Source organism: Chryseobacterium limigenitum, assembly GCF_900114875.1.
GTDB classification, from domain to species: Bacteria; Bacteroidota; Bacteroidia; order Flavobacteriales; family Weeksellaceae; genus Chryseobacterium; species Chryseobacterium limigenitum.
Map to the genome: position 1 here is coordinate 395412 of NZ_FPKW01000002.1, position 22087 is coordinate 417498.

Consider the following 22087-nt stretch of genomic DNA (forward strand, 5'->3'; position numbering starts at 1 on the left):
TAAAATGATGAAAAAATTAAAAAACAGCCATAGACTTGAGATAACGATCTTGTTGATTTTGATGACATTATTTTGTTTCAGTCTTTCAATTTTCAGATACTATTTGAGTGATACAAAAGTGTTTTTCTTTCTGAACTGGAATTTATTTCTGGCATGGATTCCTTTTATCATAAGCAGTTTTTTATTGATATTTAATATTAAAAGTAAAATTGCACTGGCTTTTGCGATTGTGGTCTGGATTTTATTTTTTCCTAATTCACCTTATATTCTGACTGATCTTTTTCATCTGAAAACCAGAAATTCTGTGCCCATTTGGTATGATCTTATCGTTATTCTTTCATACGCTTGGGCAGGATTAATTTGTGGCTTTACAAGTTTACTGGATATTGAGAAAATGCTTTCATCTTATTTTAAAAGATCAACGATTAGCATTATTGCTGTTTTGTTTCTTTTTCTAAGCAGTTTCGGAGTCTATCTTGGAAGATTTTTAAGATGGAACAGTTGGGATGTTCTCAACAATCCGTTCGGATTATTTAATGATATTGCCGTGAGATTTATTTATCCGTTAGACTATACAAAAACGTGGGGAGTTACTGTATTAATGGGAATCATGCTCAATTTTATGTACTTTATGTTGAGAGCAGTCGGAAAGAAGACTTTGATTCCTGAAAAATAAAAAACTAAGTATTTTTTAAGGTTTTAATATACTTTATGGAACAATTTTAGCTTCTAAATAGATTCATTAGTTAAACTTGTTTAAAGCTTAGTTATTTTAACCACAAAAGAAACAAAAGATTAAACACATTATTTAAGTTTATAATGAACGGCAAACAAGAACACATAAGTTTTTAAAAATCTTTGATTTTTATTCTTTTGAGAGCTTTTGTTTTCAAAATAGCTAAAATTAAATAGTTCAGTCATGGCTTTTGTACCTTTTGTGGTTAAATTTTTTAATAAGCTTAAATTAAAACTCCAATGTTTCATTTAAAAATAACTATTATGAAAAAATCCTTATTGTTGATCCCATTGATTATTATTTCTTGTAAAAAAGAAGCCAATATTACGGAAATTCCGAGTAAAGATTCAATGGCGGTCACAGAAATGCCCGACTCTCCGGCTAAAGTAGATTCGGCGGCAATAAGAATGAAAGATTCAATCATCAATAATTCTCCTGTCACAAAAGAGGTTTTGAAAACCGGAGTAATGAGAAATATGAAAGAAGGGCAGATCATCAGAACAGCCGATGCTTCTCAACTTCCGTTTACGCTTGGGGAAGAGTTTACCAAAGATAATCAGGAATTGGTTTTGAAAATTACAAACTACGAAAAACCTGATATTAAGGCTACCATTACAACAAAGGAAAAAGATTTTAATATCAGATTCAATCAAATAAAAATGCCCAACGGAGAATATGACGGACCTTTTGGGAGAGAGATTGCTCACGAGGTTGTCGGTAAAGGCGAGGTTTGGTTAATTATAGGAAAGAGCAATATGGCTTCCGGAAATACAAAAGGGAATTTTAAAGTAAGCGTAGAATAATTTTGGTACAATTTCTGTAAGTCATTCTATAAAAGAAGTACTATTATGAAAAATATGATATTAACAGCAATGGTAGCCTCTGCGGCTTTAGTGAGTTGCGGAACGGTACAGTCGCTTGTCCAGAATACATTTCCTTATACAACCAATGTTTTAGTTTCTACGGGAGTTCCTGCTGATAAAGAAGTTTCTTCAACGGCAACAGCTACCAATGTTCAGACTTGGTTTGGAGGGAATAACAATGCACAGATTAAAGATGTAAGAATCTCAGATGCTAAAATTTCTGTAGTTTCTCCATCAGGAGGAAATCTGAGCGCTCTCAAATCTGTTAAAGTTTACATTTCTTCAAGCGGAACAAAAGAAAGATTAGTAGCATCTCGTTCAAGTATTTCTACTGATGGAGCAAGTTTGAATCTTGATCTTAATGACACAGGATTTTTGGATGAAGTAGTAAAAAGTTCAGGCGTTACCGTAAGAACGGTGTACGAACTGAAAAATCAGACAAGTTCAGATATGAACTTAAAAATCGCACTTAATTTCAGTAGTGTACCTGCGAAATAGTTTTTATAAAAGGTTATTTTAAAAAACGTCTCTCAAATTTTGAGAGACGTTTTTAATTTTATTGTTTATGATTATCAATTTAATCTAATTGAAAAGATCTTCGTGAACTTTGCGTTAAAAATTATTATTAAAATTAAATTTATTGCTTAATAAATTTCTCAACAACTCTTCTTTGACCGTCTGTAGCATTAATAATATAAGTGCCTTTTGGTAAATGAGAAATATTCAGTTTTTCATCAGATGAAGTTGAACCTTTTAAGATAGATTGCCCAGCCATATTAATGATCTCAAAATCAATGTTTTTTTCAGGGCTTCTAACTGAAACATAATTAGTTGCCGGGTTAGGATAAACTTCAATTTTTAATGGAGTTACATTGGTGCTTCTTGCAGAAAGGGCAAGACTGCTTTCCAATTGCTCGATGGCGGCTTTGATGTTCGGAAGAGGGCCAATTTTTGTGGTTAAAACTCCACCTTGAGGAATTCCTGTTGTCACCAAAAGACTTTTCATCGCTGCCGGAGTTAAAAACTGCCCGGTAGCCTGACGATAATAAGACTGGATCAAAATCGCTGCTGAAGATACAATTGGTGTTGCAGAGCTTGTTCCACTGAAAAGGGTATATGTTCTGTTGGTATCTCCATCATAAGTTGCCCAACCGCCATAACCAGCGGCCAAAACATTTTGTCCCCAACCTTGAACATCCACTCTGTTACCATATGTACTGAAGCTTAATTTTGAGTGAGCAGTTGTATTGGTTCCTGCTCCAACAATGATAGCACCGCTGTTTCCTCTTGCGTTATAAGCTGCATAAAAAGAAGAATCAAGATTTTCATTACCATTTCCTGCTGCTGCAATAATGATGATTCCGGATTCTGTTGCTGCTTTTGTTAAGTCCCAGATAAGATTGTCATATTCTGCCGGAACATAATTGGAGTTTTGACCTCCGGTCTGCATTTCGTATAAAAGAATATCGCCGGACTGAGAAGCATTAATAGCTCTTGTTACAGCCGCAACCCTGTTGTATGAAGCGGTTGTCCATTCCAGAAAACCTTTCATTTCAGTAGCATTGTAAGCACTTCCTGAAAGCCCGATATTATCTTTTGCTGAACCTAAGATACTCATTACGGCAGTTCCATGATCAAGCCAGCTATAATAAGTACTTGTTGGTGTTGTTAATGATGAATTTGGAGAAACTCCGGATTCTAACTGAACAGTATTTCTGTCAACCAACATCTCATGAGTCTTATGAAAACCATATTCTACATCACGAACTCTTACATTTTGTCCTGTGATTCCTCTTGACCAGGCATAATTTACATTAATTCCGGGATTTTCAAATAAATAGGTTTGAGAAGCCTCTAAATTAGGGGTAATAACAAAAGTAGCTGTTGCAGGCGGTTCAATAGGTTCATTACTTAATATTGAAGCATATTCTATCTCAGAAAATTTTTCAAAACTTTCTGCTAATTTTAAAATATCTTCATTATTTTTCAATGAGGTTTCAACTTTGAAAATTCTTTTTAGCTTCTCAATTGATTCTCCCGAATTTTTATTCTGTTTACTGCTTTCGATCATTTCGTTCAGCTTTCTGTCGCTGAAACCGAGGTCGTTCACAAATGAAATTCCGTTTGCTTTCACAAATTCTTTGAATGCAGGATTTTTGCTTTGTGTATAATTAATAATATCAACAGCATTTGCATTTTTAGAGAAAGCAATATAAAGACTGTGTGAATTTGAGTTTTTCTGTAATTGAAATTCTCCCTTTCTGTTCTGTCCGAAAGATAGAAAGAAGCAGAAAATCAATATAATAAAGATTCTGTTTTTCATAGGCGTTTTTCAGGTTTTTAGGTTTTGTTTAATTCTGTAATTAGGGAATAAATATAGTGATTTTAAGTTTATTGCATAAAAAAACGTCTCTCAAGTTTTTGAAAGACGTTTTTAGATAAAATCAATTTCTTATTTAAAATCTACTAATTCTACATCGAAGATTAGTGTTGCTCCTGGAGGAATTACTCCGCCAGCTCCGTTATCTCCATACGCTAAATCGGAAGGAATATAAAATCTGTATTTAGCGCCTTTGCTCATCAGCTGAATACCTTCTGTCCAGCCTTTTATAACCCCTGAAATATTTAATTCAATAGGTTTTCCGCCATGATTATCTGTAGAATCGAAAACGGTTCCGTCCATTAGTTTTCCGGTATATAATACATTGGCAGTGCTTGAAGCGGTAGGTTTTGCTTTTCCGTCACCCGGTGTCAAAACTTCATACTGTAAACCGCTTGCGGTAGTTGTTATCTTTTTGTTTAGCTTGTTTTTTGCAAGAAATTCTGCTCCTTTCTTTTTATTTTCGTCAGCTTTTAATTTGTCCTGAGCTTGTTTTTTCTCATTTTGCTTCTGCATGAAACCTTGTAAGAAAGTGCCCATTTCTTCTTTTGGCAATAATCTTGGCTTATCCGAAAGCTCATCTTTTATTGCCTGAGCCAAAAGGTCAGGATCTATAGCAAATCCTTGTTTTTTAAGGTTTTGAGCAATATCAAGACCGATGTAATAAGACGCTTTTTGATCGTCAGTATAAGATTTTTGAGCGTAAGAAAAATTAATTCCTGCAAGAAGAACTAAAGTAACTAAGGTTTTTTTCATTTTTTGTATAAATTATTATCTGTTGTAAATTTAAGCTTTTGTAATGGAATCCATGACAATTGTCACAGGTCCATCGTTGATTAGAGATACTTTCATATCGGCTCCAAAGATTCCGCTCTCTGTTTTCAGTCCTGATTTTGCAATTTCATCTTTAAAATAATCAAAAAGAGGAATAGCTTTATCAGGTTTTGCCGCTTTGATGAAAGACGGACGATTTCCTTTTTTGTAATCAGCAATTAACGTAAACTGACTGATGCAAAGAATTTCTCCCGAAATATCTTTTACAGAAAGGTTGAGTTTATCATCTTCATCCCCGAAAATTCTAAGATTTAAAATTTTCTGAACCATCCAATCTGCATCATTTTTTTCGTCATTCTCATCAATACCAACCAAAAGCATCAGCCCTTTTCCGATTTCTCCTACAATTTTGCCATCGACTTTTACGTTCGCTTCTGAAACTCTCTGTATTACGACTTTCATTTTTAATAATATATATTTAAAACATTACTATTTGCGTCATAATTAGACAGATAAGTCTTTGGTGGAACATTGGCAACGGCTGTTGGCTGGCCGGTCAGTAAGATCCATTTTGCATTGTCTTTCGGGCAGACCACACTGATGTCATCCTTTACCTCAAGAGTAGTGTTGGTATCCGGACAAATATGAGGTGCATTTCTGTCATAGATTTTAAATGTCGTGCTTGAAGCTCTTACAACGATCAGCCCTCTGGTGCCCGAACTTTGTTCGTCAATGTATTTCCAGCCTCCAACTTGGTTCAGAGAATAGTAAGCAGGAAGGTTAAGGTTTAATATTACGTTGATGGGAGCGTTCGGAAAACAACTGACTGTATCTTCCCTGCTACCGCATGAATTTATAGTTAAATTACTGAATATCAGTAAGGTGAAAATAGATAAGATTGAGAAACTTTTTTTCATTTCAATTTAAATTTTTATATATTTGTAAAACTTAAACGATTATTACAACAAAACATTGTCCGGCAAATGTCGGATTATTTTTTTATACTAAAACTAAATTTTGAAAATTATGGCAAGCTATGTAACAAAGGAGGGTTTAGAGAAAATGAAAGCTGAGCTGGAACAGTTAGAAACTGTAGAGAGACCAAAAATTACTCAGCAGATTGCAGAAGCCAGAGACAAAGGAGATTTGTCGGAAAATGCAGAATATGATGCTGCTAAAGAAGCACAAGGTATGTTGGAAATGAGAATTTCTAAGCTTAAAGACGTTGTTTCTTCTTCAAAAATTATAGATGAAAGCCTATTAGATACTTCAAAAGTTTCAATTTTAACAACAGTGAGACTTAAAAATAATGCGACAAACTTAGAGCAGACTTTTAAATTGGTACCAGATAACGAAAGTGACTTAAAAACCGGAAAGATCTCAGTAAATACTCCGATTGCTAAAGGTTTGCTGGGTAAAGTTATTGGCGATACTGCCGAAATTGTTTTACCAAACGGAAACAAATTGTCTTTCGAAGTATTGGAAATTACTTTATAAACTAACATCTAAATTCTAACATCTAATTTCTAATAAGAATGAGTACAATATTCACAAAAATCATTAATGGCGAGATTCCATCATATAAAATTGCAGAAAATGAAGATTTTATTGCATTCTTAGATGCAATGCCTTTGGTGAAGGGACATACTTTGGTTGTTCCTAAAAAAGAAGTTGACCTTATTTTTGATCTTGACAGCGAAGAGTATAAAAATCTTTGGGGTTTTGCTCAGGAAGTTGCCAAGAAAGTCAAAAATGCTATTCCCTGCGTAAGAGTAGGAGTGGCAGTTGTGGGATTAGAAGTTCCTCATGCACATATTCATTTGATCCCATTAAATAATGTGGAGGAAATGAATTTTAAAAATGAGCGATTAAAATTAACAAACGAAGAATATACCGAGATTCAAAACTCAATTATTAATTCTTAAAAAAATAAGGAGATCGTAAAGAAGAAATTTTTTACGATTTTCTTTAACATATATAATAGTATAAGATGAATTCAAACCAATGTTCTTTCTGTGGCAGAAAAAGAAGCGAAGTTCAAATGCTTATTTCTGGTCAGAACGGTTTTATTTGCGAAAATTGTATAGAACAGGCTCATTTAATTGTAAAGGATGGCGGTTCTAAAACAGAACAGTCTCCGGCAGAAAATATTGACGAGCTGAAAAAGCCTAAAGAAATCAAAGAATTTCTTAATCAGTATGTGATAGGACAGGATCAGGCGAAAAAGCAACTGTCTATTGCTGTTTACAATCATTATAAAAGACTGCTTCACGCTCAGAACGAAAACAGAGAAGTGGAGTTGGAGAAATCAAATATCATCATGATTGGTGAGACGGGTACAGGAAAAACGTTATTGGCTAAAACTATTGCCAGAGAGTTGAATGTTCCGTTTTGTATCGTAGATGCGACGATTTTAACAGAGGCCGGATATGTAGGAGAAGATGTTGAAAGTATTTTGTCGAGACTTCTGATGGTTGCTGATTATGATGTTGAAAAAGCAGAAAAAGGAATCGTATTTATTGATGAAATTGATAAAATTGCCAGAAAATCTGATAACCCGAGTTTGACAAGAGACGTTTCCGGAGAAGGTGTTCAGCAAGGTTTATTGAAATTATTGGAAGGAAGTATTGTGAACGTTCCACCCCAGGGAGGAAGAAAACATCCGGATCAAAAATATATTCAGGTAAATACTCAAAATATTTTATTTATTGCCGGCGGAGCTTTTGACGGGATCAAGGAGATCATCGAAAGAAGAATGAATAAGCAGGCAATAGGTTTCAGCTCAGAAAAGATCAATAAAGTGGATGAAGATGATTATGTATTAACAAATATTAATGCAATCGATCTTCGTACTTTCGGATTAATTCCCGAACTTTTGGGCAGATTTCCAATCATTACTTATCTCGACAAACTCACGAAAGAAGTAATGGTTCGTATCATGAAAGAGCCCAAAAATTCAATCGTGAATCAATTTGTGGAGCTTTTTAAAATGGATGGCACGAATTTAGTATTCACAGACGGTGCAATTGAAAAAATTGTAGAAGAAACTATGGAGAAAGGTTTGGGAGCCAGAGGGCTTAGAGGAACCACTGAGAAAGTACTTGAAGACTACATGTTTTCAATAGGAGAGGAGAAAGAAATAGTATTAACCGAAGATAATATTTTTGTTAATAAATAAAATATATTTTTTTCCTTGAAAAAAAAATCTTACCTTTGCAGGTGAAGATTGTATTAACACACAAATAATTATATACAATGAGAAAAAGTTTATTTGCTATTGGTTTATTAGCAGCAGTTAGTTCTGTTCAGGCGCAGAATGTTCTATTACATGTAGATGACACTGCTTCTACGTACGTAAGTAAAGGTACACTGGTTTATTCCGGTGGAGGCGTACAAATGAAAGGAAATGGAGTTGTTGAAAATCACGGTAACTTTATGGTTAGCGGATCAGCAACGGATTCGTTTAAAACAATTACTGCAGGAGGTGTAGATAAAACAGAAGCTAACGGAGGAAGTAACTTCGTTAACAAGCTTAATGAGCCCAATAACTACACGTTAGCGAATGCTAATGATGGAGGTGTTACCGCTCCTGTTTATACCTACGGACAGTTATATATTACTGGTGTTCCACAAGGTAATATTACAGGTATTGTTGACGAAGAGATGAGACAAGTAAAACATGGGGATTACCAGCAAATGGGGCTTCCGTTTTTTAACAAGTCTATTGGTTCTTTAGGAACAGAGGTCGGTAAAACATTTAGCACTATAAGAGGTTCTAAAAATGATGTTTTATACTGGCATAACACTGATGTAAAAGCAGTGAATTTTGGAGATATTAACTATACATTCGGTCAGGCTGCTCCTTCAACAGCTTATTATATGATAGGCGGACAAGGTTTAGATCTTACGACTACCAGAACAATCAAAGGTCGTCCTGTTTCTGATGATGGTACATTTGCTAATACACCTGTTACATTGAGTAATGCGGGTGCAAGTGTGAATTTTGGGACTTTTGGACAAGGGCATAATAGTTATAATGAAGCATATAATACTTATGTAGGTGATGAATTTAATGAATCTGCAGGTAAATGGCAGGGTAATTATGGGAAAAATATGTACCAATTTGCTAACCCATACCTTACTAATTTAGATCTAACTAACATCGGAATTGCTGAGGCTGGTGGTGATGGTGTAACTCTGAATAATATTTATGGTGTAAGAACAGAAGCAACTGGAGTTCAGTATACAGGAACCGGTAGTACAGCTGCTACTTATAAAGTAGTAACTTTTCTTTCTGGTGTTCCAACTGGAGATGCTTCATCTTTAGTGGTGAGACCTTTCGGTGCATTTACTATTAAGCTTACTGATAATGTTAATACAGGTAATACTGCCCTTAACTTTGGTAATTTAAGAAGATTTAATTATCATGGTAGAGCATCAGCTACTCCTTATAGTGTTACTGCTGCTAAAAATGGATCAACAGGAACTGTTAAACAATTAGGAGTTATTGCTCTTGATATTAACGGAAAAGAACTGGACAGAACATATTATGTTGTTTATCCAAATGGTACTACAGGACATACTTCAGCTCAAAAGACTCAATATACAGCAAGTACTGCTAATCTATTAGGTACTTTTGAAGAAGCTACAACTGGTGGTATTGATCCTAACTACAGCTCTAACTATTGGTTATATATTAACGAAGCTAATGAAAACGACTTTACAGGTAAAAACGTTAGCTTGATGAACTATAGTGCTCAAATTAAATCTTATAAATTTGAGATCAGAGAAAATGCTGAATTAGTTTCTAATGGAACACATCAGCTTTCAACAGGTATAGGTTTCTATTACAAAGCTCCAAATGGAAATGTAATGCAGGCTAAACAAGGTGAAACAATCCCTGTTACTACCAATACTTTACCTTATGACTTATTCTATGGTGAGCCTAAACGTGATGTTTTAGCAACTCAAAATCCTGTTAAGTCTTCAAGAACAATGGTTGTTTATAACCCGGAAATTACTAACTATATTGTTAGATTTGATCCAAACTGGAAAAAAGCAGATATTGAAGTTTATGATATGAGTGGTAAACTGGTAATCTCTAAAAAAGCAGTAAATACTTCTACAGATTTTGTAATTGAATTAGATAACTCTATTAAAAATTCTTACGTTGTAAAAATTGTTTCAGATAAGGGAGAAACTGTTAATACCAAAATCTTAAAATAAAATATATGAAAACTATAAATAAACTAGTAGGTACTTTTTTTCTTTTAATTGCATTTATGGGGAATGCGCAGAAGACAATCGTTGTAGATGACCCGACTGTACAAGGAGTTGGTCCGGGTGTATCTTCACCAATTGACATGTATGTTTACGCTTTAGGAGCTGTTGCAATCATGTTCATCGCATTTTATACAAAAAAATATAAAAGCCAAAAAATATAAAATTTTATTAAAATATTTTAAACTCTCTGATTAGTCGGAGAGTTTTTTTATTTTTACATTATGAAAAAGATTTACATACTATCAGCAGTATTATCTGCATTTTCTTTACAGGCTCAGTTCACTGTTACTGTACAGACGCCTGCAGATTTTAAAGAACAAGACGCTATTCTATATACTTTAAACGGATCGAAAGATATTATTGCCTCTAAAGAGCAGGTTAAAAATAATGTATGGACTTTTAAATACCCAAAAAATTATTCGGGTATGATGAAGATCTATTTTCCCACTACTAATAATTCGATTAGTTTTATCTCAGAAAATAAAAACGTAAGTATAAAATTAGAGACTCAAGATAATAAGGTTAAGAATATTGTTTATCAGGATGAATCTAATGATTTAATGAGTAAATTACAGGAAGGATCTCAGAAGAAGGAATTGATTTTACCTGCTTTAACTCAAATTAAAGAGTATTATAAAGACAATACTGATTTCGGGAAAGCTTTAAAAACTGAAATAAGCAGACTTTCTGGAGGCCTTAATTCTGTTGATCAAGCTCAGCATCCTTTTATTTATTACTATAATACTAATTATAGCAAGTTTTTATCTGCTGATAACTCTAAAAAGGTTACTCAGGAAGACATTGCTAACTTCCTGGATAAATCTAACGATCTTCTTGAAACATCATCATTATTAAGACCTATACTTGTTGCTTACCTGAATACCGGAGGGAACACGAATGTTGGCGCTTCCGTAGACAAACTTTTAGATACTTTAAAGGTAGAAACACCGCGTGGACAGACCGTTTTATCTGAATTGATTGACATATTTGATGTATATGATATGAATGAATTCAAAGATAAATACCTAGGTCTTGCTAAAAATCTTAAATGTACGATCAATGACAGGTTGGCTTCAACAATTAAATCGAATACTAATGTAGAGATTGGAGCAACTTTCCCAAATAATAAATTCCAATCTCCTTTGAATACAACAGCAAAGTCATTGTATGATGTAAAAGCTGACAAGAAGGTGATTGTTTTCTGGTCGTCTACCTGTTCACACTGTGAAAGTGAACTTCCAAAATTATTGGAAAAATACAACGATTTAAAAGCTAAGAATATTCAGATTGTTGGGCTTTCTCTGGATACAGATAAAGATTCATACAGCAAAAAAATAAGTGTATTTCCATGGATCAATGATTCTGAATTAAAGGGATGGAACAGTAGTTATGTAGATACTTACAATGTTCATGCAACTCCGACTTATTTTATTTTAGATGCTAACAATAAGATAATCAGTAAACCAGATCACGTAGGTGATGTTTTGGAATATTTTAAGATAAAATAATTTTGGTGGTAAGTAAATATTTTCTATATTTGCACCACCAAAACGGCGAGGTAGCTCAGTTGGTTAGAGCGCAGGATTCATAACCCTGAGGTCACGGGTTCAATTCCCGTCTTCGCTACAAATAATAAGCTGGTAATCAGTGTTTTAGCTCTCTTTTTTAAGAGAGTTTTTTTGTGCCTTGAACTTGGGTACAACATAGGTACAACATTTTGCGGTTTTAAATGGTTTTAAATGAATCGATTCGGTCTGTTAAAAAATATTTAGAACTGTTGTACCCGATAGATTATACGTTTTTTATTAGCTTTTAGAGGTTTTCTTAAAAATTGAGCCTTAGTTTAGTTATTGATATTTCTTTTCTTTCTCCAGAAGTTTTATATTTTTATTATATTCAATAAATACCATTTGATATTAAAATTTTATTGACTCATGAAATTACCTACTGATATAGAGGACCAGTATCTAAAAGATGTTCTTTCGAATACTTCTTTAAAGGATCTGCCCAACGAAGAATGGAAACTTATTGAAGGTTTTGAGAACTATGCTATTTCCAATTACGGAAGAATAAAGAGCCTTGAACGCTGTATTGTAAACTCATATGGAGGGAAATGGAGATTAAAGGATTCTATTAAGAAACCGCGTGTCTTCAAATACTTTAACAAGTATTTAAAAACCGATTTTTACAGCGTCCGAGGTTCGCTGTCTTTAGAAGGCAAGGAATATGGAAAATCCATACCTCGTTTGGTTTATTATCACTTTGTTGAAAAATTTGATATGGATGATAGATCACTTCTTATATCATTCAAAGATAATAACCAGTTCCATGTACATGCCGATAACTTGGAAAAACTATCCGTGAGCGACTTGCATTATAAAACAATGAAACTAGGAAGGGGCAAAAAAAGAAATTTTGACCGAGCTGTAAATCAGTATACGGTTGAAGGCAGTTTTGTTGCTTCTTATGAAAGTATGGACGCTGCAGCAGGTAGTCTTGGTATTAACCGTACATATGTTTTGGCTGCAATAGAAAAAGAAAGGCTGACTGCAGGGGAGTTTCGGTGGTTCTTACAAGATTATGTTCCTTCAAAAGAGGATTTTACACCAATTGTCGAAAATAAATCGGATAAAATACTTAATATATCTCTTTGGAAAAAATTAGGACAACCTGCAATTGATGAAAATAATCCACCTGCCTGTATGAACTTGTCACTAAAAGATCTTCCGGGCGAGGTATGGAAACCTATTCCCGGTGCGGAGGATCAGTTTCACATTTCGAATAGAGGAAGGATAAAACGGTTGAACACCTGGACGACACAAACCAAAACCAAGCTTTTTTTAAAGGAACGCATTATATCGCTTTTAATGGACTTCTATTCTGAGCAATCGTATTCTTTACAGACTAATTTGTATTATAATGGCAAACGCATTAATTAAGGCTTAACAAGTATCTTTATTATTGTTTTGTAGAAGAATTTGATATGAGTGACAGAACCCTAGCTGTTGTTAATCAAAGTGAGCCATTGTGGAATATTGATCTGGCAAAACTTTCATTACGTCATATTTATACTTTTTTTGAGGTAGGTGAACCAGACAAGTAAAAGCTTTCATTTATCTAGATTTGTGAGGGCTATGTATAAGAAAGTTCTTTAACTCTTTTTTATTCACACATAATTTACAAGGAGAAAACTCAATTCGTTTTTAAATTTATATTTCAAAACAATAGTTATAAAAAACTCATTATGAGGAAATTGCATATCATTTCTAAGCAGTCATGGTATTAACCCTAGTTGTTTAGCAATATCTTTTTTGTATTTTTCAAAAGTTTCGTTTGTATCTTCTTTATCAAAAATAATTGAACCAAAAATCTGTTTTTTAAATGTTTCTCTGTCTATTAATATTCCATTTTCCTGAAAAATTTTTTCAATTTCGTCTAGCTGAGAATCAGGATATTGTTTTCTTTTTTTTATTAAATTGAATGAGATGCTTTTATGAAACTCATATCTTGGTTTTATTTTGAATATTTCTAAAAATTCATTTATACCATCTAAAGATTGTATATTTTCAACTCTTATTTCAACATCATCAATTTGCTTAATTTTTTTGATCTTACTTTCAAAATCAGGATCATTGACATCAAAATTCATCTTAAATTTTATTAAATCATCTGGAATAAACTCATCAGAAGTTGGGCAAATTTTTGCAAGAGCTTTATTTATTGTAAACTCTTTCATATGCTTAAACTTAGAGTTACAAGAAGAACAAGAAGGAACTAAATTATAGATACTCAAGGAAAAAAAGGGAAATTCACTTTTTGGTAAAACATGATCTAATGTAAAATGATTTTTTTTAATTACAATATTTTTTAAATCGATACTTGAAGAATTAGCAATACTTGCAGAATTCCACCAGTTGAATAATTTGGGATAAACCCTTGGTCCTAATACTAACTTTAACTCATTTATAATGTTGTTTGAGTATCTTTTTCTCATTATCTCTTCTGCTGTATTCTCTGAAATTTCATCAATCATTATTAATACTTCTTTAGGAGCTTTAGAGATAAACTCTTCTTTAGAATTGAATTGATAATGTTCTTCAACAGTATTTACATGATCAATATTACAATAATGGCAAGATTTCAAATCAATATTATTATTCATGAAAAAACCAGAAATTAAAGGTTGACAATTTTCATAAATTGATTTTACCTTTCCATTCTGCTTTACAATAAAAAATTTTTCAATTTTTTTTCTATGAGTTGATTTTTTTATAACATCTTGAATGTCTATTAAGGTAGAAAAATCACTTATTATAATTTTTTCTAAACTATAAGTTTTATCAATTTTTTTAAGAAGAGGATTGATTTTGGACTCATCAATTTTATCTTTTATGAGATTATAATAAGTATTATTGAAGCTCTCTTTCTCAGCTTTATTCTTATGTGGGTATTTTACTTTTCTCATGACTAAGAATCTTTATTCAATTGCTCTTCAATTTTATCTAATTGGTTTTTTAATTCTTGATGCTTTTCGATTAAATATTTTGGATTAAACTTTTTGTCTAATTCCTCAAATTGATTTTGTAAAATATTTCTAATATACTCTTCACCAATTGATAATATAATTCTTTTAAAGTATTCCCTTTGATTAAAAAAATCAACTTTGCTTAATTCTTCCTTTCTTTTGTAGAATGCTAAAAACTCATTTATTTTAGAAATTGCAAATTCTCCCTTGGTGCTTTCCAGAAAAAAACCATTGGTTAACATTTCATGTATGTTACCTGCAAAAGTATTATCTTCTTCGTATATCTGCGGTTGAGATTTTTGAGTCGTTTTATTAATATCTAAAAATAATATATTCTGTTTTGGAATATCTGAAAGTATAAAGGGAGAGTGAGTAATAAAAATTATATTAATATTTGGTATACAATCAAAATATCTGTTCTCAAAGTCGATTTTTTTGATATATTCTAATAAATCATAAATAAAAGTTCTTTGTAATTCGGGATGATAATATAATTCGATTTCGTCCAATATAATGTTGAAGTTATTATATACAATAAGATCATCTTTATTTGGATTTTTATTTACTGATAAAAGATTCCTAAGATGATATACAATAGAGTTTAAACTATAGATTTTTTGTTTTTCACCAGAGCTTAAATTAGAAAAGTTATTATCATCATTTTCTTCATCAAAATATAGTTCTATTTTGAAAAATGATGGTGGAATGTATTCTATTAAATCTACAAAATCATTTAATTCATGATAGGAGTTTACCTCGTCTTCAAGGCTTGATATTGGAATTGTTTTTTCTTTTTCTAATATATTGTCATCAACATATTTTTGATATTCATAAAAATTTAATGCTTGCTTTATTTTAAGTGAAATATGACTTCTATCTTGGAATAAGTCTATAATTAGATCATTTTCAAGCTCTGAATTAACAAACTCATTATCTTTAGTAGCAATATACTTTTTAAAGGTTGGATATCTTTCAACGATGTTAACAATTTTCTTTAAAATATATTCTAATGTTTTTGTGTAAATTTTATCAGGTTTTAAAGAAAAGTCGATTTTTTCCAAATCTATACTTTTACCTTCTATAGGTTCCGTGAAAAAATAAGTGTGAAGCTTTGGAAAAAAATGATATTTAAAATGCTCCCAATAAACTAGTGTATCTGGAAGTTTTTTATCAATAAAACCCAGTTTAATTCTCTTAATTTCTTTTTCCTGAGCAATTTCTTTGTTATTGACGTCTTTTGCTAAAATAAGTGCTAATAGTCTTGAACGAACTAAGTAATTTTCAGAATTAATATCAATAATTCCTTTATCTCTAAACGGATTAAGGACAATAGGAGTTTGGTATGAGTCATTTTTATGGAATAGTTTTTCAATCCAAAACCCCGAATCATTGGAATTTAATCCATATAAAGAGTAGTTAACAGTAAGGTTGTAAAATATTTTCTCTGAAATACCTTTGAATTCATCTTTATTTTTAATTAAAGTTTTCTCCAAAATATTTATTATTCCATCTTTTACTGGAAATAATTCAATTATATTATCATCTAATTTTAACAAAAATAAATTATCATCTATCTCGTAATATATTTCTATTCGAATATTTTTTATATTCTTATCGTATTCACTTTCTGCGACATCTTTTTTTAATCTATCGTTTAGTTCAAAAATAGTATTTCGGTACTGAAATTCGAGTTCTTTTTCTCTATTGTCTATATGCTGAATAACGTTTTTTTCGTTTCTGATAATTTGTGCAACGAGTTCTAATTTTTGAGATAATTTTACGTCTTGTAATTCTGCTCTGTCACTTTTTTCTTGCTCTTCTTTTTCAAAATCTATAATTTTGGTTTCCCTTGAAATTTTATAAAAAGTTACATACAAAAGCTCCATTAAGCTACTTTTTCCGCTTCCATTTTTTCCTACAATTGCAGAAATATTAATACTTAATTCTTTAGTTTCTCCGTTTTTGTGTTTGATAGATTGATCATATAAATTTTGAATATCATCATTATTTTTATTTATAATTACATTATCCGTGTTCTCAATTTTAAAATCATAATTGTTATTGAATTTATAAAAACAATCTGTACTTAGATTTTTTAGAAAGATATTTTCCTTGCTGTATATTGGTCTTATTGCTATTAATTTGAAACTCATTATTCTGATTTATAGATTTTTATGTTAAATATATCTTTTCTTTATATGAGGAATATCTGTCCTGTTTTCCTGCAAATGCATTTCAAAACTGCGATACAATAATAAGTCTTACAAAGAGATTCATTGACTTGTTGTACACTTAATGATTTACTGTATAGTTATGATAATCAAGAAAAATCAGGCATTCTATCAATAAACATACACTCATAGATTTCATTTTTTCTGTCAAAATACTTATAATCACACTCTTTAATTATCTTATCACCTTTTGACCATCTTATTTTCCAATGATTATCCCCAAAGAATAGGAAAGGAAATTTTAAACCCCGTGAATTGCTATCAATAAATTCAAGTTTCCATACCCAATTTGCAGAAGTATCTTCAAAGAAAGAACTCTTATCATTCCAGACTTCCAAATATTCCTGTTCATTGGTCTTAATCATTTGATTATGGTCAGTGTTTTCAAGAATAGGGTTAATTATTTTATACATATAGGTTTTTTCACTTCTATTTTTCCTTGAGTTTTCAGGAAAGCATTCAAACCCGATTTTTTTCCAATAAAATTGTGATTCTTGAGGAGAACAATATAAATAGAGTGCCTTGTATTGAGTATTATAAAATTGTTTCTCTATTTCATTAAGGATTATTTTTCCTACACCTTTATTTCTAAACTCTTTCTTGACCTCGGCTAAAGATATAAACATGGATATTTCATTTACAATGAGAGCATAATAGGCAATTACTTTATTGTCGAGTGTTGCAATAATTAAAGAATTATTTTTATAACAACTATAAACAGTACCCATACTTGAGTCAGGATAATCTATCCAACTCCTTATTTCACATACATCCTGTTCGGTTGATGTAAAAGATACTTTGATGTCTTTCATTATTTTAGTTTTTATTTGGCAGACATTCTTTGCACCACAGCCATGAGCATCAAAATGAAGAATATTTATGTCTAATCTTTAATGAGTAAGTCCCAATTTACTTTATTAATTCTACTTCATCTTCGGTAAACCATCCATAATCAATCACATTCTTTTTTAATTCTTCAGGAATATCAGTATAAGAAACTAATGCTAAGCTTTCTTTAGCTCTGCTACAAGCTACATAAAACAATCGCATTGTTCTATCTATTCCAGTTTCTTTGCCTTCGTCCATATTTTTTTTATCATTACTTGTTAGCGGCTTTATTCCAAACAATTTATCATAACTAAACATAAAACCTCTTGACTCATCATCATCAATAATAACCATCACACGGTCAAATTCTAAACCTTTAACACCTTGATGTGTTCCAAATTTAGATTCTTCATTGATGTATGAATTATACTTTATAATTTCAGAGAAATTTGCTTTTAACGCTTCTTCCCAAGCAATCAAAACTTCATCATCTTCGTCAGTTTCTTCCTCTTGTTCATTTTTGTCAGATTGAATGCCAACTCTACTTAAAGCTAACTTTAGAGTTGAGGAAATTTTAAACAGATTAGTTTCATTTATTTTTTTCAATATTTCTAATAAAGTTGGATGATTTTCATCATTCCAAAGAGATAAAAGTTCATTAACCTTGTTATTTACAGAATGTAGAACTTCTAATTTATTGGATTCTTTAAACAATGTCTGTTTGTTAATTAATCCCGAATGTTGCTTTATTATATTGGCTATCTCAAATTTATTTTTTTTAATATGGGCATTATATAATGATAAAATTATTCTGGAAAACAAGTTAACAGAAGTTGAAGTTCCATCTAATAATCCGGTTTTAAGTCTGTCAACCTTATACAATGGAGCAAAAAAAGTAGAAAATCCCATTCTTTTTGCAGCCATATGATGTTCTAATGTTAAGGTCATAACGTCTGAATGATCACCAAACCACTTGTCATCATTAGTATATCCTTTCATTTTCTGACGTATTTCGTCTTCAATTTCTGATTTCTCTTTTGAACGGGAAATTGCAAAAAATTTCACAACTCCGCCAGAGTTTTCACTTCGTGGAACTTGTTCCTGCCCATCTATGTCTTTCCTTATTTTATTTATCAAATCAATGATTCTTGATTTTGAACGATGGTTCATTTTTTTTGCAGGTTTAGTCCAACTATCCGGTAATCCAACTCCCAAATTTTCTTTTCCTTCCGAATAAATCCTTTGCATGGTGTCTCCAAACAATCCTAATGTGACTTTTCCGTCATTATGATTTTGAAGTTCAAACAAAGCCTCTATTAATTCTTTTTTAGTGTCCTGGCTTTCGTCTATAAGTATAATAGGGAATCTATTTAGTAAGATTTGTTTGAACAAATCCTTTGATTTAATAAAATCAGCAGTAATAGAGATTACCTCACTATGATTCAAAGAGTCTTTAGTAATATTATCACCATTTGGATTATATACAAACTTCTGAATATTTTGTAATGAAGAAAGTCTGTCCTTTTTAGATTCTATTCTTTGAGCTCTGCTTACAGATGTCTTATTATTTAAATCTCTACTCCTTGATTGTTGTTCTTCCAGATCTGATATTTCGGAGGTCAAATTATCTTTAATCCAGTTTTTTATATCAAACGTAAAATTTTTTATCAGCTCCCAACAGAAACTATGAATAGTGCCTACACTAAAAATCGAACTATATTCTAATCTATGGGTAATTTCATCGGCAGCAGCATTGGTATAGGTAATTGTTGCCACTTTTTTATTTCTAAGTTTAAAATTCTGACCATACTCTTGTTTAAATCGAGAAAGAACATTTACAAGTGTTCTAGTTTTTCCAGAACCAGCACCAGCGAAAAGAAAAAAGCTTTTTGGTAACGATGGATTAAAGCTTTCAAAAATTTCATCATCAACAGATCCATCAATATCATTATTATATTGAATCATTAGATTTAATTTAATTGGTTAATCCTTGTTTACTGTTCTTTAATTGCTCTTCGACCCAATCTAATCCTTCCTTGATATATGAAGGTGTATTTATTTTCTCAGGATCTTCAAAATATAACACGTCTAAAGCAAACTCTGCTTTTTTAGCTTGCTTATTGGTTATAATTTTGTAGGCTTCTTCTGCCGATTCTTTTAAATTCTCTTTTTTTGAAACTTCTACCATTTTCTTCAAAAGACCTGTAGATCCTGTTATCGCCTTAAAACTCTCTTTATTCTCAATTACCAATGCATCTTCAAATGTATACGGATAAGTTATACTCTTTTTTCCTCCAGCTTCCAACTCTATTGCTTTTTGATAGGCAACTCTAATCGGTAAATCTTTTTTCACCTTTTCATCGGGCTTTAAGTTTAATAAATCATCTAAGAGTTCTTTTTTTGGATGCCATTTTTTTAAAGTATCGTTATTTGTTTTAAGATTTTTTCCTAACTCCGGTTGGCATTTAGTTCCATTATCGGTAGAATCAACATCTGTAATGATTAAACAAATTAAACCTAATGTTTCAATTAGAGGTTTTAACCTATGTGCATGACTTCCACCAATTTCTAAAATTGTTATGTAACAATTATCCAGTTCCTTATGATGATTTCTAATAAAATGAGGGATAAGAATTCTTTCCGCCGGTCCTTCTACTAAGATAACAGCGTCTGCAAAGAAAATATCATTATGTGTTGTGTTTAAATACCTAATTACAAATTTTTCAGTTTCATTTTCCGTTTTACCAAAAACCGATTTTAAACTAATGACTTCCGAGGTAGGTAAGACTAAAGAATTATTTCGTTTAAAATACCTTAAACTTTCAAACTTTTGATGGGCAATATAACTGGAATGGGTACTAATAACCAATTGAGTAGTGAAATCTTTCACATTTCCTAAATTGTCATTGTTCCTTAAAACATTATAGGCCTTTTTAATAAATACTTGCTGCACTTGAGCGTGTAAGTGAGCTTCAGGCTCTTCTATTAAGACTAAGTGTAATGGTTCAATAACTGCATCTTCGATAATAGAGTTCTTTCCGACCTTCATCCATTCATCTCTGAATCTTATTAATTTGAAAATAATTGAAATTAAATTTTGATAACCTAGTCCATTATATTTTTCAGGTAAAGACAATTCCTCGTCAAGATAATATTTTACCGCAGAGTCATGTTGGAGACCATCTGAAGTGTTAACTTTCGTAGATAATTGGATTTGCGGATTGCCAAATCCCGGATAATTCAACCCTTCAAGTTCTGAAAGAGAAGTTTTAAAGCTTTCTTTTAAGTTTTTATCAAAATCATCTTGGGCTTTATTGATTGATTCCAATGCATCAATATCTTTTTCACTAGGTTCTAATGTTGGATTGAGATGCTTATCATAATAAGTTCTCAACTGAGATGATAAATTTCGGGTATTAATTTCTGTACCCTCTGAATTTGGATCACTAAAGCCTCGTTGGGCATTAATAATATCAATTCTTACAATATTTTTCAAAACATCTCCTTCTAATGCAGTATTATTTTCTGATAAGTCTTGTTTTTCATTTGGTTTATCAGGATCAAGCAAATAGGTTTTGAGAGTAAAATGAGTACTTAATTTTCGTTCACAAAAATCCCAAAAAGTTTTAGGCCAAAGTTTAAAGTTTTTCTTTTTTTCAGTCAATAATTGATTTGATTTATTATATGAAGTAATAAATTCTTGGATTAGCCCATCCATATCTTTAGGCTCATATCTTAATCTAATTCCTAATAAACCTCCTTTCCAATCTAAAGTTGGTATTATATGGCTAACATAATGAAGCTCTGAATCGTCAACATAAATCCACAAATCCAATACAGGCAAATATGATTCTAATACTTTTACTGATTTATCTTCATCATTGAGTTCAGCATGTTTAAGCCAATTTTCTCCTATCTGATTTAAATTTTTCCAGTTGCATAGAGTGAAATCTTGAGTTTTAAAGCTTTTTGTTTTGAGAAAAATCATTAGAGCATCCATAGCAGTTGTCTTGCCACTATTATTTGCTCCCACAAAAATTGTTTCTTTCTCTGAAAAATCAATTCTACACGACTGTAATTTTCTGAAATTTTGGATTTGTATAAAGTTAATTTTCATTCAAGGTTGTGATTTAGTAGATTATCAAAAATACTAAATTACAATATAATTTCATTGTGGGAATCCGTAAAAATTGATCTATGTATTTTATTGATCCGAGAAGATGTAAATGATTTATAAGAAAAGCATTTAACTAAAATGAAAAAATTATCTATTCAAAATTTTGATTTTATTTTAGCAGAGAAATTATTTAACAAAATAAAAGATAAATTTTCTCCTACTGCCCGATATGGATTAGGTATAATTAGCTTTATTTCTTCAATTGTTTTATCGGCAAATTTAGCGATAAGTTTATTCATAGCTCAAATTTACCATTAAAAATAGCAATAAGATACAATGCTGATTGTACA

At 31.4% G+C, this 22087-nt stretch carries 20 protein-coding genes and 1 tRNA gene; 12 read left to right on the plus strand and 9 right to left on the minus strand.

Translation table 11 applies throughout. The features are described from left to right. Positions 1–4 precede the first annotated feature (4 nt). From BT156_RS04575 to BT156_RS04590, 3 genes are all read left to right on the plus strand, one after another. Positions 5–676 carry a DUF1361 domain-containing protein gene (locus tag BT156_RS04575; RefSeq protein WP_072407613.1) on the plus strand — a complete coding sequence of 224 codons (672 nt, stop codon included), beginning with the start codon at positions 5–7 and terminating at the stop codon, positions 674–676. 323 nt (positions 677–999) lie between these two features. Then, positions 1000–1539, plus strand: coding sequence for a hypothetical protein (locus tag BT156_RS04585; RefSeq protein ID WP_072407762.1), 540 nt, complete (start codon positions 1000–1002; stop codon positions 1537–1539). 45 nt (positions 1540–1584) lie between these two features. Then, positions 1585–2097 (plus strand): hypothetical protein, encoded by a 513-nt coding sequence (locus tag BT156_RS04590; RefSeq protein ID WP_072407618.1) that lies wholly within the window; start codon positions 1585–1587, stop codon positions 2095–2097. Positions 2098–2236: 139 nt separating this feature from the next. On the opposite strand, the gene BT156_RS04595 is transcribed toward BT156_RS04590, so the two are convergent. The 4 genes from BT156_RS04595 to BT156_RS04610 all read right to left on the minus strand — a co-directional run bounded on the left by BT156_RS04595 (position 2237) and on the right by BT156_RS04610 (position 5670). Further along, complete coding sequence (locus BT156_RS04595; protein ID WP_072407620.1) at positions 2237–3922, minus strand: S8 family peptidase; 1686 nt, start codon at positions 3920–3922, stop codon at positions 2237–2239. A gap of 129 nt (positions 3923–4051) precedes the next feature. Then, on the minus strand, positions 4052–4735 hold the full coding sequence (locus tag BT156_RS04600) for an FKBP-type peptidyl-prolyl cis-trans isomerase (protein WP_072407622.1): 684 nt from the start codon (positions 4733–4735) through the stop codon (positions 4052–4054). A 30-nt stretch (positions 4736–4765) separates the two neighbouring features. Then, complete coding sequence (gene dtd / locus BT156_RS04605) at positions 4766–5215, minus strand: D-aminoacyl-tRNA deacylase (protein WP_072407624.1); 450 nt, start codon at positions 5213–5215, stop codon at positions 4766–4768. A gap of 2 nt (positions 5216–5217) precedes the next feature. After that, on the minus strand, positions 5218–5670 hold the full coding sequence (locus BT156_RS04610) for a hypothetical protein (protein WP_072407626.1): 453 nt from the start codon (positions 5668–5670) through the stop codon (positions 5218–5220). Positions 5671–5779: 109 nt separating this feature from the next. Between BT156_RS04610 and greA the strand changes: the two genes are divergently transcribed. The 8 genes from greA (at position 5780) to BT156_RS04650 (ending at position 12975) form a co-directional block, all read left to right on the plus strand. Beyond that, positions 5780–6250 (plus strand): transcription elongation factor GreA, encoded by a 471-nt coding sequence (greA, locus tag BT156_RS04615; RefSeq protein ID WP_072407628.1) that lies wholly within the window; start codon positions 5780–5782, stop codon positions 6248–6250. 38 nt (positions 6251–6288) lie between these two features. Further along, on the plus strand, positions 6289–6678 hold the full coding sequence (locus tag BT156_RS04620; RefSeq protein WP_072407630.1) for an HIT family protein: 390 nt from the start codon (positions 6289–6291) through the stop codon (positions 6676–6678). Positions 6679–6743: 65 nt separating this feature from the next. Beyond that, positions 6744–7931 (plus strand): ATP-dependent Clp protease ATP-binding subunit ClpX, encoded by a 1188-nt coding sequence (clpX, locus tag BT156_RS04625; RefSeq protein ID WP_072407632.1) that lies wholly within the window; start codon positions 6744–6746, stop codon positions 7929–7931. A gap of 77 nt (positions 7932–8008) precedes the next feature. Beyond that, positions 8009–9979, plus strand: a complete 1971-nt coding sequence (locus BT156_RS04630; protein ID WP_083582283.1) for a T9SS type A sorting domain-containing protein — start codon at positions 8009–8011, stop codon at positions 9977–9979. Positions 9980–9984: 5 nt separating this feature from the next. Further along, complete coding sequence (locus tag BT156_RS04635; protein WP_072407634.1) at positions 9985–10197, plus strand: signal peptidase; 213 nt, start codon at positions 9985–9987, stop codon at positions 10195–10197. Positions 10198–10257: 60 nt separating this feature from the next. Next, positions 10258–11544, plus strand: coding sequence for a TlpA family protein disulfide reductase (locus BT156_RS04640; RefSeq protein ID WP_072407636.1), 1287 nt, complete (start codon positions 10258–10260; stop codon positions 11542–11544). Between the two features lie 44 nt (positions 11545–11588). Next, positions 11589–11662 (plus strand) — tRNA-Met (locus BT156_RS04645). Positions 11663–11970: 308 nt separating this feature from the next. Next, positions 11971–12975: an NUMOD4 domain-containing protein gene (locus BT156_RS04650; protein ID WP_072407638.1), complete on the plus strand. Its 1005-nt coding sequence runs from the start codon at positions 11971–11973 to the stop codon at positions 12973–12975. Between the two features lie 335 nt (positions 12976–13310). On the opposite strand, the gene BT156_RS04655 is transcribed toward BT156_RS04650, so the two are convergent. The 5 genes from BT156_RS04655 to BT156_RS04675 form a co-directional block, all read right to left on the minus strand. After that, positions 13311–14501, minus strand: coding sequence for an HNH endonuclease (locus BT156_RS04655; protein ID WP_072407640.1), 1191 nt, complete (start codon positions 14499–14501; stop codon positions 13311–13313). Positions 14502–14503: 2 nt separating this feature from the next. Continuing rightward, positions 14504–16714, minus strand: coding sequence for an ATP-binding protein (locus tag BT156_RS04660; RefSeq protein ID WP_072407642.1), 2211 nt, complete (start codon positions 16712–16714; stop codon positions 14504–14506). 167 nt (positions 16715–16881) lie between these two features. Beyond that, positions 16882–17604: a GNAT family N-acetyltransferase gene (locus BT156_RS04665; RefSeq protein ID WP_072407644.1), complete on the minus strand. Its 723-nt coding sequence runs from the start codon at positions 17602–17604 to the stop codon at positions 16882–16884. 97 nt (positions 17605–17701) lie between these two features. Further along, positions 17702–19585, minus strand: a complete 1884-nt coding sequence (locus tag BT156_RS04670; RefSeq protein ID WP_072407646.1) for a UvrD-helicase domain-containing protein — start codon at positions 19583–19585, stop codon at positions 17702–17704. A 10-nt stretch (positions 19586–19595) separates the two neighbouring features. Continuing rightward, positions 19596–21737, minus strand: a complete 2142-nt coding sequence (locus BT156_RS04675) for an ATP-dependent endonuclease (protein WP_072407648.1) — start codon at positions 21735–21737, stop codon at positions 19596–19598. A 138-nt stretch (positions 21738–21875) separates the two neighbouring features. Here BT156_RS04675 and BT156_RS21845 point away from each other — a divergent pair, with 138 nt between their 5' ends. Next, the gene (locus BT156_RS21845) at positions 21876–22055 is read left to right on the plus strand and encodes a hypothetical protein (protein ID WP_139255402.1); all 180 of its coding nucleotides are present in this window, start codon (positions 21876–21878) and stop codon (positions 22053–22055) included. Positions 22056–22087: the final 32 nt, after the last annotated feature.

Excerpts from the sequence above, each read along its gene's own strand:
- BT156_RS04575 (WP_072407613.1), top strand. The coding sequence starts at position 5 with ATGATGAAAAAATTAAAAAACAGCCATAGACTTGAGATAACGATCTTG.
- BT156_RS04585 (WP_072407762.1), top strand. The coding sequence starts at position 1,000 with ATGAAAAAATCCTTATTGTTGATCCCATTGATTATTATTTCTTGTAAA.
- BT156_RS04590 (WP_072407618.1), top strand. The coding sequence starts at position 1,585 with ATGAAAAATATGATATTAACAGCAATGGTAGCCTCTGCGGCTTTAGTG.
- BT156_RS04595 (WP_072407620.1), bottom strand. The coding sequence starts at position 3,922 with ATGAAAAACAGAATCTTTATTATATTGATTTTCTGCTTCTTTCTATCT.
- BT156_RS04600 (WP_072407622.1), bottom strand. The coding sequence starts at position 4,735 with ATGAAAAAAACCTTAGTTACTTTAGTTCTTCTTGCAGGAATTAATTTT.
- dtd (WP_072407624.1), bottom strand. The coding sequence starts at position 5,215 with ATGAAAGTCGTAATACAGAGAGTTTCAGAAGCGAACGTAAAAGTCGAT.
- BT156_RS04610 (WP_072407626.1), bottom strand. The coding sequence starts at position 5,670 with ATGAAAAAAAGTTTCTCAATCTTATCTATTTTCACCTTACTGATATTC.
- greA (WP_072407628.1), top strand. The coding sequence starts at position 5,780 with ATGGCAAGCTATGTAACAAAGGAGGGTTTAGAGAAAATGAAAGCTGAG.
- BT156_RS04620 (WP_072407630.1), top strand. The coding sequence starts at position 6,289 with ATGAGTACAATATTCACAAAAATCATTAATGGCGAGATTCCATCATAT.
- clpX (WP_072407632.1), top strand. The coding sequence starts at position 6,744 with ATGAATTCAAACCAATGTTCTTTCTGTGGCAGAAAAAGAAGCGAAGTT.
- BT156_RS04630 (WP_083582283.1), top strand. The coding sequence starts at position 8,009 with ATGAGAAAAAGTTTATTTGCTATTGGTTTATTAGCAGCAGTTAGTTCT.
- BT156_RS04635 (WP_072407634.1), top strand. The coding sequence starts at position 9,985 with ATGAAAACTATAAATAAACTAGTAGGTACTTTTTTTCTTTTAATTGCA.
- BT156_RS04640 (WP_072407636.1), top strand. The coding sequence starts at position 10,258 with ATGAAAAAGATTTACATACTATCAGCAGTATTATCTGCATTTTCTTTA.
- BT156_RS04650 (WP_072407638.1), top strand. The coding sequence starts at position 11,971 with ATGAAATTACCTACTGATATAGAGGACCAGTATCTAAAAGATGTTCTT.
- BT156_RS04655 (WP_072407640.1), bottom strand. The coding sequence starts at position 14,501 with ATGAGAAAAGTAAAATACCCACATAAGAATAAAGCTGAGAAAGAGAGC.
- BT156_RS04660 (WP_072407642.1), bottom strand. The coding sequence starts at position 16,714 with ATGAGTTTCAAATTAATAGCAATAAGACCAATATACAGCAAGGAAAAT.
- BT156_RS04665 (WP_072407644.1), bottom strand. The coding sequence starts at position 17,604 with ATGAAAGACATCAAAGTATCTTTTACATCAACCGAACAGGATGTATGT.
- BT156_RS04670 (WP_072407646.1), bottom strand. The coding sequence starts at position 19,585 with ATGATTCAATATAATAATGATATTGATGGATCTGTTGATGATGAAATT.
- BT156_RS04675 (WP_072407648.1), bottom strand. The coding sequence starts at position 21,737 with ATGAAAATTAACTTTATACAAATCCAAAATTTCAGAAAATTACAGTCG.
- BT156_RS21845 (WP_139255402.1), top strand. The coding sequence starts at position 21,876 with ATGAAAAAATTATCTATTCAAAATTTTGATTTTATTTTAGCAGAGAAA.